At 46.9% G+C, this 17,654-nt stretch carries 16 protein-coding genes; 1 reads left to right on the top strand and 15 read right to left on the bottom strand.

Features of this window, described 5'->3' with window-relative positions:
* Positions 1-46: 46 nt before the first annotated feature.
* From ITG09_03650 to guaB, 4 genes are all read right to left on the bottom strand, one after another.
* Entirely contained in the window at positions 47-1,597 is a 1,551-nt protein-coding gene (locus ITG09_03650) for a sodium:proton exchanger (protein ID UPR52751.1), read from the bottom strand.
* Positions 1,598-1,859: 262 nt separating this feature from the next.
* Positions 1,860-3,572: a carbohydrate-binding protein gene (locus ITG09_03645; GenBank protein UPR52750.1), complete on the bottom strand. Its 1,713-nt coding sequence runs from the start codon at positions 3,570-3,572 to the stop codon at positions 1,860-1,862.
* A 289-nt stretch (positions 3,573-3,861) separates the two neighbouring features.
* Entirely contained in the window at positions 3,862-5,415 is a 1,554-nt protein-coding gene (guaA, locus tag ITG09_03640; protein UPR52749.1) for a glutamine-hydrolyzing GMP synthase, read from the bottom strand.
* A 202-nt stretch (positions 5,416-5,617) separates the two neighbouring features.
* Positions 5,618-7,081 (bottom strand): IMP dehydrogenase, encoded by a 1,464-nt coding sequence (gene guaB, locus ITG09_03635; protein ID UPR52748.1) that lies wholly within the window; start codon positions 7,079-7,081, stop codon positions 5,618-5,620.
* Positions 7,082-7,350: 269 nt separating this feature from the next.
* On the opposite strand from guaB, the gene xseA reads away from it, so the two are divergent.
* Complete coding sequence (xseA, locus tag ITG09_03630) at positions 7,351-8,697, top strand: exodeoxyribonuclease VII large subunit (protein ID UPR52747.1); 1,347 nt, start codon at positions 7,351-7,353, stop codon at positions 8,695-8,697.
* Between the two features lie 125 nt (positions 8,698-8,822).
* Here xseA and ureG read toward each other — a convergent pair whose 3' ends face one another.
* From ureG to urtC, 11 genes are all read right to left on the bottom strand, one after another.
* Entirely contained in the window at positions 8,823-9,464 is a 642-nt protein-coding gene (ureG, locus tag ITG09_03625; protein UPR52746.1) for an urease accessory protein UreG, read from the bottom strand.
* Between the two features lie 46 nt (positions 9,465-9,510).
* Entirely contained in the window at positions 9,511-10,191 is a 681-nt protein-coding gene (locus tag ITG09_03620; GenBank protein UPR52745.1) for an urease accessory protein UreF, read from the bottom strand.
* A 40-nt stretch (positions 10,192-10,231) separates the two neighbouring features.
* Entirely contained in the window at positions 10,232-10,828 is a 597-nt protein-coding gene (locus ITG09_03615) for a HupE/UreJ family protein (GenBank protein ID UPR52744.1), read from the bottom strand.
* A gap of 72 nt (positions 10,829-10,900) precedes the next feature.
* Positions 10,901-11,353, bottom strand: coding sequence for an urease accessory protein UreE (ureE, locus tag ITG09_03610; GenBank protein UPR52743.1), 453 nt, complete (start codon positions 11,351-11,353; stop codon positions 10,901-10,903).
* Between the two features lie 115 nt (positions 11,354-11,468).
* Positions 11,469-13,172, bottom strand: coding sequence for an urease subunit alpha (gene ureC / locus ITG09_03605; protein ID UPR52742.1), 1,704 nt, complete (start codon positions 13,170-13,172; stop codon positions 11,469-11,471).
* A gap of 41 nt (positions 13,173-13,213) precedes the next feature.
* Complete coding sequence (locus tag ITG09_03600) at positions 13,214-13,549, bottom strand: urease subunit beta (GenBank protein ID UPR52741.1); 336 nt, start codon at positions 13,547-13,549, stop codon at positions 13,214-13,216.
* An 11-nt stretch (positions 13,550-13,560) separates the two neighbouring features.
* Positions 13,561-13,863 carry an urease subunit gamma gene (gene ureA / locus ITG09_03595; protein UPR52740.1) on the bottom strand — a complete coding sequence of 101 codons (303 nt, stop codon included), beginning with the start codon at positions 13,861-13,863 and terminating at the stop codon, positions 13,561-13,563.
* Between the two features lie 134 nt (positions 13,864-13,997).
* Positions 13,998-14,945: an urease accessory protein UreD gene (locus ITG09_03590; GenBank protein ID UPR52739.1), complete on the bottom strand. Its 948-nt coding sequence runs from the start codon at positions 14,943-14,945 to the stop codon at positions 13,998-14,000.
* The gene (urtE, locus tag ITG09_03585) at positions 14,942-15,637 is read right to left on the bottom strand and encodes an urea ABC transporter ATP-binding subunit UrtE (GenBank protein UPR52738.1); all 696 of its coding nucleotides are present in this window, start codon (positions 15,635-15,637) and stop codon (positions 14,942-14,944) included. Before urtE ends, ITG09_03590 begins: the two co-directional genes overlap by 4 nt.
* 1 nt (position 15,638) lies before the next feature.
* Positions 15,639-16,481 carry an urea ABC transporter ATP-binding protein UrtD gene (urtD, locus tag ITG09_03580; GenBank protein UPR52737.1) on the bottom strand — a complete coding sequence of 281 codons (843 nt, stop codon included), beginning with the start codon at positions 16,479-16,481 and terminating at the stop codon, positions 15,639-15,641.
* The gene (urtC, locus tag ITG09_03575; GenBank protein UPR52736.1) at positions 16,478-17,650 is read right to left on the bottom strand and encodes an urea ABC transporter permease subunit UrtC; all 1,173 of its coding nucleotides are present in this window, start codon (positions 17,648-17,650) and stop codon (positions 16,478-16,480) included. The genes urtD and urtC overlap by 4 nt, the downstream gene beginning before the upstream one ends.
* Positions 17,651-17,654: the final 4 nt, after the last annotated feature.

Raw genomic sequence — 17,654 nt, 5'->3', positions numbered from 1 at the left:
GAGGGACGAGATATCTGGAATCTCGTCCCTACTTGGATATCTTAAATTACGCTTGCTGCGCTTTAGATTCAGACACTTGAGATTGAACTTCTGAAGAAGCGTTTTTACTTGCATCGCGCTTAGCTAACAGAGTCACAAGGATAAGCTGAGCAACAAGCGCACCTAGAACCACCCATGCACTTCCTGTAAAGCCTGCCACTACAAAACTAACCAAAGCGATAGAGCCGTTCATCAACGCATAAGGAAGCTGTGTCTTAAAATGTTCAAACTGGTCACACCCTGCCCCTGTTGAAGAAAGAATCGTGGTTTCAGAGATCGGTGAGCAGTGATCACCAAACAAGCCACCCGATAACACAGCACCAATTGCGACGAGTAACGGAGCATCAATCGCAATCGCAGTTGGAATAACCAATGGCATCATTATCGCGAAGGTTCCCCACGACGATCCCGTTGCGAATGAAATAATGGCAGACAGCAAGAATGCGACCGCAGGTACTAACCAGTATGGAAAACCACTCTGTGCCTGCTCGGCAATATAAGCCGCTGCGCCCAACTCTTTACCGACAGTGCTTAACGCCCAAGCCAACACCAAGATGATCGCGACTGGCATCATGTTTCCCATGCCTTTTAAGTACACAGAAACACCGTCTGAAAGCTTTCTTACGCCGTAGTAAGCCATTAGCGAGATTAAGGTAATCGCGGCAAAGAAATAAGCCGATGATAAAGCCGCTCTGAATGACGAACCCGCAACTTTTTGAAATGGGAATCCTTGTGGAACTAACATGGCACACAACACCACCAGCATCACTAACAATGGAGCCCAAACAAAAGATGCCTTTGCATTTTTATGCGAGAACGGATTCAGTGAGTCGCTATTCACGCCAGTATCGATTCCCGCTTGGCAATCACGCTCGGCTTTTGCCATTGGCCCAAAATCTAAACCTTTAACGGACACTAACGGAACGATGAAAATCGCGAGGAATGCGTAGAACTGAAAAGGAATCGCACCTATGAACGCATCCCAGTCAGACATGTTGACATTTAACGCCGTAAACTCTTTTTGGATCAGGCTCATGATGTAAACGCCCCATCCAATGAAAGGGATAAGAATAGCAACGGGCGATGAGGTTGAATCAATGATGAATGCTAGCTTCTGTCTTGAGAGTTTTAGTTTATCGAAAAGAGGGCGAAAAACAGGGCCAACAATTAACGGAGTGCCTAAGTCTGAGAAAAATATAACGATTCCCCCAAACCATGCTGAGATTTGAGCTTGGCATTTGTTGCTTACCCATTGAGTCACTCGCTTTGCAAATGCAACGCCACCGCCCGATTTCTCCATCAAGGCAACAAAGCCCCCGATGAACACCAACAGCATAATAACGCCAGCGTTGTAGCTGTCAGTTAATTGAGGGACTAAGTAACCTTTAACCATGGTACCAAACGTATCAAGCGGGTTAAGTTCACTAAACATGCCAGTCAGCATCGCAACACCACTTAGCACGCCAGCAAAAAGGCCTATCACAACATTCCTTGTCGCCAACGACAGCACCAAAGTAATCACAATGGGGATGAGTGACGTGATATCTGTCTGTTCCATAGGTACACCTTAAGCCTAAAAATAAAGAATAAATATAAATTAAATTTGAATATAAATTCACACCCGCAATTTGTACAGGACTTTATTCTCTAACTGGACAATTAGTCTTTAAATGCGCTTCAACATAGCCAAATAGACCAATAGCCCTTCCTAGGCCACCAAGTTCGAAACGAAAAAAAACCGAAAGTAGAAACTTTCGGCTTTTGATTATTTATATCGCTATAGACGTATCGTTTAAACCGCCTTCTCGGTATTCAGACTATCAATTACAACTGATTTCATCCCAGAACCAATTCGACTGAACAGGGCTCTCCCAAACACCCGGACCATTTTTAGCCACGAAGCACTTACCGTTATGTGTCACTTTGTCACCGTTACTCACTTGGCTAACGCCCGCTTCCCATGTGATAAACACCGATGGGTCAACTACGACAGGCGGCTCAACTGGTGTTGGGTCAACCGGAGCAGGATCAACAGGTGTAGGATCGACTGGCGTAGGATCGACTGGCGCAGGATCGGTGACTACGGGTGGTGTTGGCTCTCCAGTAATCAACTTCCAAGGGCCGCCATTGGCAGGGTCATCCCCTTGTGTCCACCATTTCGCTTCATAAGTTGCGCCGTTGTGAGTCACTTGGTCACCAGCGTTGTAAACCTTAGTCGCACTCCAACCGTTACCACCCGGATCAGTCCCTGGGTCTACCGGATCAAGCTTGTCGACCACTTTCACTTCCGGCCAGCTTGCATGAGAGCCATAGAAATTGGTCACACACTTCTCGTAATCGCCTGCCACCAGCGCGGAATAAGCCGTTTGGAAGCCAACAAGCTCACACTCAAACGAGTAGCCTTCAGGGCGGTCTGCGTAGTATTTCCAGTTACCATCCCAGTTGGTGTACAACACATCGGTTGCTCCATTGAGATTCAAGCTTCCGTAAGGCGTTTGTTGCCAACAAGTATTCGCTTCATCCGCTTCTACAGGGATTTCATAGTGTGCTGCTAACCCTTCCCAATAACGAATACGGTTAACCGGTTGGCCTTTATCTTTGTTCTGCTCGCCACATTCAATACCACCGTTGATTACGTTGATGGTGGTACCGAAGCCATAACCAATCCCCGCATCCAATTCGCGTTGAGATGGCGTCCAAGTGCGGTCAATAACATGCAGCATGGCTGGTTTAGGTGCTTGTGGGGTTAGGAAGAACCAAATAGCAGAAGCCAAGTTCAACCAAGAATCCGCGACTAAGCCCGGATTATTCAGCAGTACCGTTGCATCGCCATCGAACATCACTTCCGAGAAAGCACCGTAATTAAAGTGGTAAGAAAGCTGTTTAGCACCACGCCCGAAGTAACCCTGACCTGCGGCACATGGCCAGCGCGCATTTTGCCAATCATTCTGGCCACAGCCTGTCGTGTAGCCTTCTTGGCCTTCAGACCACCCCATTTCACGAACATGTACCAGCGCTTGCTGCCATTCTTCGAGAGCTAATGGGTTATCAGAGGTGTTGTCTATCGCGATGTGCCCACCTGTCTCTTGTGAGAAATGAGCAAAAGCGGTGATGATGGATTTCTTACAGATAGCATCAGAGTCGCGACCATCGGTGTACTCTCCACAGAAGGCTGGGAATTTACCAATCGCACGTAAGAAACGAGTGTAGGTGTATTCTGGCGCAGCCATTTGAGTGAGGAAGTCCCATTCAGATTGAGGGAATACACGCTCGACTCGTTTCACGTTTTCAGGATTCGAGGCTAAACCCGGTTCAATAGCTTCAACAATACTATTGGGACGAGTTTGTAATGCTTGTGACCAGATCGCATACATAGGATCGGATGTTTTCGCTTGTTCAGCAGCTTGTAATGCCGACTTTTCAACAAGGTAGCCATTCGGGTTTTGCGGATCAGGTTGAATGTTCAAAGACGCGTAACTGTGTGCTGCTAAAGTACAGCCAACTACTGTCGCCAAATATTTGATTTTTAACATGATGGATTCTCTTATCTGTCCTTAATAAGTCCATCAAAGAGTATGCTTCACATGTGAAATGGCCTAGCTGTAGCTGTTTGAATTTATAAAAAGTGCGAGTGATCTTTTTGATATATGGCTCAACACAACAAAGCGTCTCATGGTTTCTTGAGCTGATATCTAGTTTCCAACTCATTTGGTTTCTAGAGGTTAGATATGGCTCTTTAATACCCTGAATCAGAAAGAAAAAAGCCCCGAACTGAGTTCGAGGCTTAAGATCTTAATCAAAGCTGGTTAAGTCTCTAGAAGATTATTCCCACTCGATAGTTGCTGGTGGCTTACCAGAAATATCGTAAACAACACGTGAAATGCCGTTAACTTCGTTGATAATGCGGTTAGATACCTTACCTAGGAAGTCGTATGGTAGGTGTGCCCAGTGAGCAGTCATGAAGTCGATAGTTTCTACAGCACGTAGAGATACAACCCAATCGTACTTACGGCCATCGCCCATTACGCCAACTGAACGTACTGGTAGGAATACCGTGAATGCTTGAGATACTTTGTGGTAAAGGTCAGCAGCGTGAAGCTCTTCAATGAAGATAGCATCAGCACGACGCAGTAAATCACAGTACTCTTTCTTCACTTCACCAAGTACACGAACACCTAGACCTGGACCCGGGAAAGGGTGGCGGTAAAGCATGTTGTATGGAAGACCAAGCTCTAGGCCGATCTTGCGTACTTCATCTTTAAACAGCTCACGTAGAGGCTCAACAAGGCCCATTTCCATATCATCAGGAAGTCCACCAACGTTGTGGTGAGATTTGATTACGTGTGCTTTGCCCGTCTTAGATGCTGCAGACTCGATAACGTCTGGGTAGATAGTACCCTGAGCAAGCCATTTAGCATTCTTCAGTTTCTTAGACTCTTCATCGAAGATATCTACGAATACGTGACCGATAATCTTACGTTTCGCTTCTGGTTCAGCCTCGCCTTCCAGAGCGTTAAGGAAACGATCTTCAGCATCAACTTTAATGATGTTAAGGCCGAATTGGTCACCAAACATGTCCATAACCTGCTGACCTTCGTTTAAACGAAGAAGGCCGTTATCAACAAATACACATGTTAGTTTGTCACCGATAGCGCGGTGAGCAAGCATCGCTACTACTGATGAATCAACACCACCAGAAAGACCAAGGATAACTTCATCGTCACCTACTTGTTCTTTAATACGTGCAACTGCATCTTCAATGATAGACGCTGAAGTCCACAGACCTTCACAACCACAGGCGTTAAGAACGAAGTTCTCAAGCATTTTTAGGCCGTTTTTAGTGTGCGTTACTTCTGGGTGGAATTGAACACCGTAGTATTTCTTATCTTCGTTTGCCATTGCTGCGTATGGGCAAGTGTCTGTCTCTGCGATTTTTGTGAAATCAGCAGGGATTTCAACTACTTTGTCACCGTGGCTCATCCAAACATCTTGAGTAGACTCAAGGTCAGCGAAAAGTGCAGATTCACCCGTCACTTGTACAGCTGCGTAGCCGAACTCGCGCTCAGTAGACGTTGCTACTTTACCGCCAAGTTGCTCAGCCATCGTTTGCATGCCGTAACAGATACCGAAGACAGGGACACCTGAATCAAATACGTACTGAGGTGCACGTGGAGAGTTCTCTTCCGTTACACTTTCAGGGCCACCAGATAGGATGATACCGTCTGGATTGAATTCACGAATATCCGCTTCTTCTACGTCCCAGCTCCAAAGTTCACAGTAAACACCGATCTCACGAATACGACGAGCTACTAGCTGTGTGTATTGAGAACCGAAGTCCAGAATTAGAATACGTTGGTCATGAATATTTTTAGTCATTGTAAGCAGTCTTATTGGCTATGTGATAAAACGGAGGCGAGTTTACTCACCTCTGATTAACTCTTCAAGAAATAAAGCAAACGTTTTCGTTGGTTATCTTTAACCACGTGCTTTGAGAAAATCGGACTTTTAACAAAACAGACGGTAGATAAAATAATGTGCCGACTAAATCAGCACATTATTCAAACGTTTGGACGTATTATTAACCTAAACGGTAGTTAGGTGCTTCTTTCGTGATTTGAACATCGTGTACGTGAGATTCTTTCATGCCCGCACCAGAGATACGAACAAACTCAGCTTTAGTACGCATATCTTCAACAGTTGCAGAACCCGTTAGGCCCATGCTTGAGCGTAGACCGCCCATCTGTTGGTGAACGATCTCTTTTAGACGACCTTTGTATGCGATACGACCTTCAATACCTTCTGGAACAAGCTTGTCTGCAGCGTTGTCAGATTGGAAGTAACGGTCAGAAGAACCTTGAGACATAGCGCCAAGAGAACCCATACCACGGTAAGACTTGTAAGAACGACCGTTGTAAAGGATAACTTCACCCGGTGCTTCTTCAGTACCCGCGAACATTGAACCAACCATCACACAAGATGCGCCAGCAACGATAGCTTTACAGATATCGCCAGAGAAGCGGATGCCGCCATCTGCGATTACTGGAATACCGTATTCGTTAGCCACTTCAGCTGCGTCTGCGATTGCTGTTACTTGAGGAACACCAACACCAGTAACGATACGAGTCGTACAGATTGAACCAGGGCCGATACCCACTTTAACCGCACTCACACCCGCTTCGATAAGAGCACGAGCGCCAGCGCCAGTTGCTACGTTACCACCGATGATTTGTAGATCAGGGTATGCAGCACGCGTATCACGGATACGGTTAAGTACGCCTTCAGAGTGACCGTGTGAAGAGTCGATAAGTAGAACGTCTACGCCAGCTTCAACTAGAGCAGCTACGCGCTCTTCGTTACCAGCACCAGCACCAACAGCTGCACCTACACGTAGGCTGCCGCGCTCATCTTTACAAGCGTTTGGTTTACGTTCTGCTTTGTGGAAATCTTTTGCAGTGATCATTCCTGTTAGTTGGAAGTCATCATTTACAACAAGAACTTTTTCAACACGCGCTTCATGCATTTTCTCTTGAACTTCTTCACGAGTTGCACCTTCTTTAACAGAAGCAAGGCGAGCTTTAGGCGTCATTACTACGTCAACTTTCTTAGAAAGGTCAGTCACAAAGCGAACGTCACGGCCAGTAATAATACCAACAAGTTCGTTTGTTTCAGTAACAACAGGGAAACCGGCGAAGCCGTGTTTTTGAGTAAGAGCTACAACATCAGCGATTGTCGCGTCAGGGTTTACAGTAACAGGGTGAGAAACCACACCTGCTTCGTAAATTTTAACCTGGCGAACCATTTCAGCTTGCTGTTCAATAGGCATGTTCTTATGAATGAAGCCTATTCCGCCTTCTTGTGCCAGTGCAATCGCTAGGCGAGCTTCTGTCACAGTATCCATCGATGCAGAGATCATTGGGATGTTTAGGGAAATATTCTTCGTCAGCTGAGTGCGAAGATCAGCTGTATTAGGGAGAACGGTGGAGTGTGCTGGCACTAGCAGTACGTCGTCGAATGTCAGCGCTTCTTTGGCAATTCTTAGCATTTGCAATATCTCACAATAATAGGAGTAAAAAGAAACAATCCAATCTCATCGTTTCGCCTAATGAGGGCAGCCAATTAAGGAAAATCAAACTGCATTTGGATTAGATATTGCGGACGGATTATACGGCCAACGAAATCGCTTGGCTACACATTTTTGTATTTTTAATTTGCATTTACCCCCTTGCTATGTATTATATTGCCGCTATCTTCCATACTCACGCCCTGTGAGATTCCAAGAAAGACCTTCCTTCAAGGAAAGATAGTGCTTCTATGACTAATCCAAACATCTTTACTGTTTCTCGCCTCAACTCAGAGGTTCGTCTCCTATTAGAAAACGAAATGGGAATAGTCTGGCTCGTTGGTGAAATATCAAACTTCTCTGCACCTGTCTCTGGTCACTGGTACCTCACGCTTAAAGACTCCCGCGCTCAAGTTAAGTGTGCCATGTTTCGTGGTAATAACCGCCGTGTGACCTTTAAGCCTCAGAACGGCAATCAAGTTCTAGTCAAAGCTCGTCTGTCCCTTTATGAGCCACGCGGTGACTACCAACTGATCATCGAAAGCATGCAGCCAGAAGGTGACGGTAAGCTTCAGCAAGAGTTTGAAAAACTTAAGATGAACTTGGCGGCGGAAGGCTTATTTGCTCAGTCCAGTAAACAAATTCTGCCAGAACACCCTAAGTGCGTTGGTGTCATCACTTCAAAAACCGGCGCTGCGTTGTTTGATATTCTAGACGTACTGAAAAGGCGCGATCCTTCATTGCCAGTCATCGTGTATCCGACCATGGTTCAAGGTGAAGGAGCTTCGATTCAGATTGCTCAAGCGATTGGACGTGCCAATGAGCGTAATGAGTGTGACGTGTTGATCGTGGGTCGTGGCGGCGGTTCATTAGAAGATTTATGGTGCTTCAATAACGAGATCGTGGCTCGCACTATTGCAGCAAGCCAGATCCCGATTATCAGCGCAGTTGGCCACGAAGTTGATGTCACTATCGCCGATTTCGTCGCAGATATGCGTGCTCCAACGCCATCAGCCGCCGCTGAATTGGTTAGCCGTGATAACAGCCATAAAGAGCAAGCTTTCGCGTCTAAACGTGCTCGTTTAGTGAGTGCAATTCGTCATGTGTTAATCAAACAAGCGCAATCAACTCAAACGTTGAAATACCGCTTAGAGAAGCAACACCCTAGCTACCAACTGCAAAAGCAGAGTCAACAGCTTGATGACCTAGATATGCGTTTGCGTCGTGGTATGACTCAATACCTAAAGCAACATGCACAACGTGTTGAACGTAAGCAGCACCAACTTCAATTGAACTCGCCAGTGAAACGCCTTGGCGAACAGAAACTGCATCTGCAACGTTCAGAGCAAAAACTACTTGATGCGATGGATAAGACATTACTAACCACTCGCCACCAACTCGCTATGGCCGCAGAAAAGCTAGAAACAGTGAGCCCGCTGGCAACGCTAAAGCGTGGTTACAGCATTACACATTCTGCATCGAGCAAGACTGTGTCATCGATTAACGATGTTGAGGTGGGCGAAGTGATCACCACTCAAGTTGAAGACGGTGTAATTGAATCGCAAGTAACAACAAGAGTCGCGAAGAGCGAGCTTTAGCTTCGACTGGAACGTTAAAAATCATTTAAAACCAGAAAGCCCTATCGATAATCGACAGGGCTTTTTTGTATCTATTGGCTTCAAAAGAAAGCGAACGTATTTAAACTCTACTCCTTATTCATGATTCACGACTCAGTCGTAGAAGGCTCCTTCATAGTCAACATCCCTTCTGTCACAATAAAGTTGATGATGAAATCTAAACCTTGGCTCTCTTTGAGGTTGGTGAACACATATGGCTTGGTTGGGCGCATGCGTTGAGTGTCTTGCTCCATCACTTCAAGTGACGCACCAACATACGGTGCCAAATCGATCTTGTTGATAACCAACAGATCAGAGCGTGTGATACCCGGACCACCTTTACGTGGGATCTTTTCCCCTTCCGCTACATCAATCACGTAGATAGTAAGGTCGGCTAACTCAGGGCTGAACGTCGCACTCAAGTTATCACCACCACTTTCGACGAATACCACATCGAGGTTCTTGTGTAACTTAGCCAGCTCTTCCACTGCCGCGAGGTTCATCGAGGCATCTTCACGAATCGCCGTGTGCGGGCAACCACCCGTTTCTACGCCAATGATGCGGTCAGGTTCGAGAGCTTCAGCACGCGTAAGTATCTTGGCATCTTCTTGGGTGTAGATGTCGTTGGTTACTACGGCAATGTTTAGCTTGTCGCGAATCGCCTTACATAGCACCTCTAACAAGGCTGTTTTACCAGACCCTACCGGGCCACCAATACCAATTCGAAGGGGTTGCTTATAACTTTCCATTGTCTACTTCCTTATATTCTTTTTACTACATCGTTCGTGCTAACCGCTACGAACGAAATAGTCGCGTATATTGTGTTTCGTGCAGTGAGCTTGCTAATGCCATTGATGGCGAAAAGCTGCCTACCATCCAATCTTCTATCGTGCGTGCTTTCTCAATGATCTCGGGAAACGTGTTGGTGATATTAATCAATGCCAACTGCCCATCGGTTTGACCTAAAGGCACTAACTTGACCCCTGCGGTAACGATGTTCTCAAGCCAGCTCCATAAGTAACCTTGCTTGAGGCTTTCTAAATCAATGTCCCAATGTTGAGCCGCGATACACATACCCAACAGCTGGTTTGGGTGACTATCAACAGAATCCACCAGCGAAATATCGATCTCTAAGCGCTTTAACAAGGTATTCAATGCATGTCCGCGCTGCTTTTCTTCTGCTCGCAATTCACTGGTTTCACGGCTTGAGTACAAGTAGTTACACCAATGCTCAATTTCATCGAGTTCACCCTTTTCTAAGGCATGATAAAGGCGCTCTAAGATAGGTAATTCCAAGGTCGCGACACTGGAACTGACGATGGTATTAAGCCACTGTTCCATGCTATCGCGATTGGTCACCCACCCCGCCTCAACCGCCAGTTCTAGCCCTTGCGAATAAGTGAAACCACCAATCGGCAACGACGGACTGATCAATTGGAACAGACGATAAATCGCGACATTTCCTGTTGTGCTCATACTCTGCTCTCTGTCTTCTAGAATCGAAAAGTTCGAGAGCTTACGCGCCTAACAGTAATACTGCGCTCGCTGAAGCCACGCCAACTGAAAGCCACTTAGAGTAAACCGCGCGCCCAACAAACGTACCGATAACCATTAATGCCAAAGCTGTGATGCTCATGCCTGTTGCAAATTGAGTTAGGTTGCTCGCAGCTTCAACGCCGTGCGCGTAACCATGGAAAAACAACATCGCAATAGAAGCGACTAATACGCTGTTTACACGCTTTGTTGATGGTGAGAATACGTGCCATAGACATAGGCTAACGACGAACAGAGAAGCGATGATTGCTGGTTCAACAATCACAGAAAAACCTAGGGCTTGGCCTGCGATAAGCCCAACGACTAATGAAGCCAATCCACCGCCAATCAACGCGGCTTTTATCTTGGTTGAAAACGACAGTGCGCCAATTAACAAGCCGAAGGCAATCAGCATGATCAGGTGATCCATACCTGTTACCGGGTGAGTTAAGCCAGACATAAATGAGTGAGACTCATGAACCGAATGCGAACCATGTCCCGGGTGAGCCAAAGCCATCGTTGATGTTGTTAGAGAAGCCAGTGTGAAAGTGCATAAGCCTGCAGCTGTTTTAAAGTTCATCGCGAGTTCCTTGCTTTATAGTTATTAATATTGTGGTTGTATCTATAAATGGATGAGTCTCAAATGACTCGATTAATGATGGTGGTGATGTCCACCTGAGCGACCGCCATAAGCGCCACCTTCAGGTTCAAACGGTTGTTTTTCGGTCGTCACTGTCGCGCCCAAACCTTCCACCATTTCATCCAAAACATGGTCGTGTTGATAGCGTACCCAGCCCGCTTCCACCTGCAGCGGAACATGACGATTGCCAAGGTGATAAGCCACTCGTGTTAACAGGAGCATGTCTTCACAGTAAACAGTCGAAACGGTTTCCGGCGCCGCTTTCACTTCGACGACTAAACCGCATTCACTTGAGAGTTGTTCACCACCACGCAAGATATGACCTCGTGGTAGAAACAGCCCTGCATTGCGCCCGTCATCGAGTGTGACTTTAAGACGACTCTTAATACGACTATCGATCGGTAGACTTAGAAAGCCATCAGGAGTCGTGTTTAACTCCGCTTGAATATGAGTTAGTTCAATCATGCTATTACCTCAATCTCCTTGTGAGATTTATAACGTTCAAAATAAGAGCCCTCAGCCAAGAGCTAAAACACGAGCTTCAGCTAAAGGTCTAAGATAAGAGCCTTCAGCCGAGCTATTAAAATAGAAAATATCTTTGAGCCATTGGCAGTTCTTCAGCAGGTTCACACGTAAGCAGCTCGCCATCAGCGCGCACTTGATACGTCTGAGAATCCACCTCAATTTTTGGCATCCAATCGTTAAGCTTCATGTCAGCTTTACTGATGTTTCGGCAGTTGCTCACTACGCCAATCAAACTCTGCAGACCCAACTGCTTATCGATGTTCTGCGCCTTGGCTTCCTTGGAAACAAACAACATCGATGTGTTCTGACACGCCTTGCCATAGCTACCAAACATAGAGCGATAGTGAACTGGCTGAGGGGTTGGGATAGAAGCGTTTGGGTCACCCATTGGTGCCATGGCGATCATGCCGCCTTTCAAAATCACGCTTGGTTTCACACCAAAGAAGGCAGGTTTCCACAGCACTAGATCCGCGAGCTTTCCTGCTTCGATAGAACCAATTTCATGAGACATGCCATGAGTGATTGCGGGATTGATGGTGTACTTAGCGACATAGCGTCTTAAGCGGAAGTTATCGCTGTAATCTGAATCTTCTTTTAGGCTGCCACGCTGAACTTTCATCTTGTGTGCGGTTTGCCAAGTACGTGTTACTACCTCGCCTACGCGCCCCATTGCCTGTGAATCCGAAGCGATCATCGAAAAGGCACCTAAATCATGCAGAATGTCTTCTGCAGCAATGGTTTCACGACGGATACGCGACTCGGCGAACGCGACATCTTCAGCAATGGACGGGGAAAGGTGGTGACATACCATCAACATGTCCAAATGCTCATCGACTGTGTCAATGGTGTAAGGTCGTGTTGGGTTAGTCGAAGAAGGCAGAACGTTCGGCTCGCCTGCCGCACGAATAATATCGGGAGCATGACCACCTCCGGCACCTTCGGTGTGATAGGTATGAATCACGCGATCACCGATTGCGCCAAGTGTCGATTCAACAAAGCCAGATTCGTTCAGAGTATCGGTATGAATCGCAACTTGTACGTCCATTTCGTCAGCCACATTCAAACAAGTATCGATTGAAGCAGGGGTTGTTCCCCAGTCTTCGTGCAACTTCAAGCCGACTGCACCTGCTGCGACTTGCTCACGTAGAGCTTCCGGTTGGCTGGCGTTACCCTTACCGAGCAAACCAAAGTTCATTGGGAATTGATCGAGTGATTCCAACATGCGGTGCATGTTCCAAGGCCCTGGCGTACATGTGGTTGCGTTAGTACCTGTATTTGGCCCAGTGCCACCGCCAATCATGGTGGTAACACCTGAAGCTAGCGCTTCTTCTATTTGTTGCGGGCAGATAAAGTGGATGTGTGAATCAATGCCACCAGCCGTCAGAATAGAGCCTTCACCGGCTAAAATTTCGGTGCCCGGGCCAATCACAATATCTACACCCGGTTGAACATCTGGGTTGCCCGCTTTACCTAATGCCTGAACTCGGCCATCTTTAATTGCGACATCGGCTTTCACGATGCCCCAGTAGTCTAATACGATGGCGTTGGTGATCACCAAATCCGGTGTCTCAGCACTTGGACGTTGGCTTTGCCCTTGTCCATCACGGATAACTTTACCACCGCCGAACTTCACTTCGTCGCCGTATACGGTGTAATCTTTTTCAACTTCTAACCATAAATCGGTGTCAGCAAGACGCACTCGGTCTCCAACTGTTGGCCCGAACATTTCGGCGTAAGCCTGTCTGGATATCGTCGCCATGATCAATCCTTTGTTGTTTTGATTATTTCCGTGAGGAGCGCTTAAAGCTTGCCCATCACCTTTCCTTGGAAGCCGTAAATTTCTAACTTACCGGCATAACGTACTAGCTCGACGCTACGCGACTGACCCGGCTCGAATCGAGTTGCAGTGCCCGCAGGGATATTAAGTCGAAAGCCTTTAGTGGTTTCTCTATCAAAGATCAGCGAAGGATTTGCTTCATAGAAGTGGTAATGAGAGCCAATTTGAATAGGACGATCGCCAATGTTTTGAACTTTAACTGACTTTGTCTCACGACCTTCATTTAAGGTGATGTCACCGGGAGCGGTTTCTACTTTGCCGGGAACGAAACCTGAGTATTTTTTTGTGGAACCAGCCATCTTACTTCTCCCTACACGATAGGTTCATGAACGGTCACCAACTTGGTGCCATCAGGAAAAGTGGCTTCGACTTGTACATCAGGGATCATGGAAGGGATCCCCTCCATAACGTCATCAACGGTAAGCAGTGTGCGTCCAAAATCCATCAATTCCGAAACGGTTTTCCCCTCACGGGCACCTTCTAGAATAGCACTGCTGATCAGTGCAATAGATTCTGGATAGTTGAGTTTTAAGCCTTTTTGTTTGCGCTGCTGTGCCAGCATTCCTGCGCAGAAGATAAGTAGCTTATCTTTTTCTCTTGGTGTTAATTCCATTTAGCCGCCCGCTGTTAGTGTTGTTTTCTTAGTGCTCAAAAAACGCATGAGCAGTAAGTGGGATTCAAACACAGCAAGCTTTAAAAAATGTACCGAGGGCCGGAAGTCGCCCTCGGTACAAAAAGGGCTAATCGCTAAGTCGCCCAAATCCTTGGTAAATCAGGAGTCGTACCACACAAATGAGAGCGAGTTGCTTGCCATATCTGACCAAAGGCTTGGAGGATGTCTTCACTCCAATTACCCAAGGCTCGCACCACAATCAATCCCTCGATTTGCGTCGCACCCATTATTAATGTGGGCTCATTCGGCATTTTCGATGTAACTGATTGCTGTGAAGCTTGCTGTGTAATAGATAAGAGCAAGCTCTGTACCAACTCTAAATCTTGCTTCTCATTTGACGTAAGATAAAAGGTTCCCATCATTGAGAAATCAAGTAACCCCATATTTATCATCAACTTATCGCCACCATGAAAATTAAAACCTTCAGTGAGAAGCCTTTGATTATCAAGATAGATTTCCGTTTTCCCAACGAGGTGACCACGCTCAAATCCCTCATTCTGTGCAGGCCGCCCAAAACAGTGCATCTCCCAACCCCAAAACTGTGCACCCTTTTCAAGGCGAATTTCAGTGTCTAAACGAACGTGTGCATTGGGGAAAAAGATGTTCTCTTGCGGCATCCATTCCAAGCGAGCACCTTTCTTCACGAGAAGGGTTTGCTTTTGTTTGGCGTACTTGTTGTTAGAACGATAGAACTTGGTCGCACCGGGTGTGGTAATTAGCGCATGAGCGCCACTTTCTATGGTCGCTTCAATGTTGAGAGTGTCACCACCTACTACTCCACCGGGGGGATGGAGTAAGTAGGTGTGACACGTTTCCCCATCAGGATACAAGGGGCGTTGCACCGCAAGCGGACCAGACTGCTGACGATTCTTTAAAACGGTTTTATCACCACGGTCAACAAAAGTGAGGTTTAAGCTCGCCTGCCAACCGTCTCGAATATCTTGTTCAATGGTTTCATTCAGAGACAAAGCCTCGGTTAGAGAAGCGTCCCTTTCTTCGCTCAAAGAAAATAAAGCACTCATACTGTCAGGTACTCCTTGATCAAGGATTCATTGAGCCCTTTCATTTCTCCTTCCGCGACCTGACGTCCACGGTCAAGAATACAGAAGCGATCACCAACCTTTCTCGCAAATGGTAGCTTTTGCTCGACAAGCAGAACCGTGAGTCCCATCTTCTCGTTGAGCATACGAATGATGTCACCAATCTCTTGCACGATATTGGGCTGAATACCTTCTGTCGGTTCATCCAAGATCAATAACTTAGGGTTAACCACCAATGCACGACCAATCGCAAGCTGTTGTTGCTGGCCACCAGATAAGTCGCCACCACGTCGATGCAGCATCTCTTTTAATACTGGGAAGATATCGAAGATGAACTCTGGGATCTTACGGTCACCCTTGTCGCGAATCGGTAAACCGACTTCTAGGTTTTCTTGAACAGTGAGCATTGGGAAGATCTGGCGACCTTGCGGTACATAGCCGATCCCTTGGCGAGCACGATCTTCTGCATCGGTTTTCAAAAGCGATTCACCCGATAACGAAATGTCACCACTTTTGACTTTAACTAGCCCCATGATGCATTGCAGAAGAGTCGTTTTACCAACGCCATTACGTCCCATCAATACCGTGCATTTACCTTCTGGGATCTGCATGTCTAAATCCCACAATGTGTGGCTCTCACCGTAATATTGATTAACTGATTTAACCTCTAGCATCCTATTCTCCGAGATAAACTTGTTTAACTTCAGGGTGAGCTTGCACTTGATCCATGGTGCCTTCGGCCAACACGTGACCTTGATGAAGTACGGTGACATGGCTAGCGATTGAACGAACGAAATCCATATCGTGTTCAACCACGACTACAGAGTGTTTGCCTGCCAGTGAGTTAAGTAACTCCGATGTACGATCCATCTCTTGGTGAGTCATACCTGCAACGGGCTCATCCACCAGCAACAGCTTGGGGTTTTGCATCAATAACATGCCGATCTCTAACCACTGCTTTTGTCCGTGAGAGAGATTGCCAGCCAAGTTGGCGGCTTCGTCTTTTAGGTGAATAAGTTCAAGTACCGAGGTGAGCTTGTCCTTCTGCTCACCAGACATCACCGCAGTGAAAGTAGACCAAACTGAACGGTCACCGGCCATGGCTAACTCAAGGTTCTGCCACACGGTTAAACATTCAATCACGGTCGGCTTTTGGAACTTACGCCCAACACCTGCATTGGCAATTTCAGCTTCGTTCATCTTGAGTAGATTGATGTTCGAGCCTAACCACACCTCGCCAGTGTCCGGCTTAGTTTTACCTGTGATGATGTCCATCATGGTGGTTTTACCTGCGCCATTAGGACCGATGATGCAGCGAAGCTCTCCCTCTTTGATGTAGAGGTTCAGATCGTTTATCGCTTGGAAACCATCGAAGCTTTTATTGACGCCTTCTACATACAACAGCACGTTATGACGAGTATCGATGGCAGGATGAATATCGGGTTTGAGGTAATCAAAGACTTCGTCTCGACGAGTGAACGCCTGAACCGATTCCTTTACGCTATTAAATGTGGTCATGCGATCACCTCCTTGGCTTTGTGCTGATCATCCTTATCTTTATCTTGGTTTTTCCCACTTGATGCCTTACGTAGCTGCTGCCACTTTTCACTGACAAAACCAATCACACCTTGTGGGAAGTACATGGTCGAAAGAACAAATAGCCCACCCAGCGCAAATAACCACACCTCTGGGAACTCAACCGTAAACCAGCTCTTGGCGTAGTTGATGATCAATGCACCGACAATGGCGCCAAACAGAGTGGCACGACCGCCCAAAGCAACCCAAACCACAATCTCAATCGAATTAAGCGGAGCAAATTCACCCGGGTTAATGATGCCAACTTGAGGAACATATAAAGCCCCGGCAATACCCGCGATAACCGCAGAAAGAACGAAGACCCACAGCTTGATGCCATCGACGTCATAGCCCATAAAGCGAGTGCGAGACTCGGTATCACGAATCGCTAATGCCACACGACCTAAACGACTGGTCACTACCATGCGACACGCAATGTAGCTTAGGATGAGCGAGATACCCGTCGCGACAAACAGACCAATTTTGACCGCATCACTCTGCAAGCTCAGGCCGATGATATCTTTGAAATCCGTCAACCCGTTGTTGCCACCAAAGCCCATCTCGTTGCGGAAGAACGCCAACATCAAGGCATAAGTTAACGCTTGAGTCATGATCGAAAGGTAAACACCAGACACGCGAGAGCGGAAAGCAAGATAACCAAACAGGTAAGCCAACGCGCCCGGCACCAACACCACCATCAGACAAGCAAACCAGAACTGATCAAAGCCCTGCCAGAACCACGGCAACGCCGACCAATCGAGAAACACCATGAAATCTGGTAAGACTGGATCACCATAAACCCCACGGTCACCAATCTGGCGCATCAAGTACATGCCCATCGCATAACCACCAAGCGCAAAGAAAGCACCGTGGCCGAGGCTCAATATTCCTAAATAGCCCCACACTAGATCGAGCGCCAACGCCAACATTGCGTAGCTCAGGTATTTGCCCATTAATGAGATTGTAAAAGTCTCAACATGAAGCGGGTGTCCACTTGGCAACATGGTGTTAGCCAGCGGAATAAGAATGACGGCCGCAAGAATGGCAAGGATGGTCAGTTGGCCACCTTTGTCACCACGCATTGCCGAAAGTACAAATGATTTTGACTGCATGATG

Origin of the sequence: Vibrio cyclitrophicus (assembly GCA_023206055.1) — a bacterium.
In the GTDB taxonomy this organism is placed as follows: Bacteria; Pseudomonadota; Gammaproteobacteria; order Enterobacterales; family Vibrionaceae; genus Vibrio; species Vibrio cyclitrophicus_A.
Note: the sequence above shows the minus strand (reverse complement) of the source record. Positions and strands in the feature narration are given on the sequence as shown.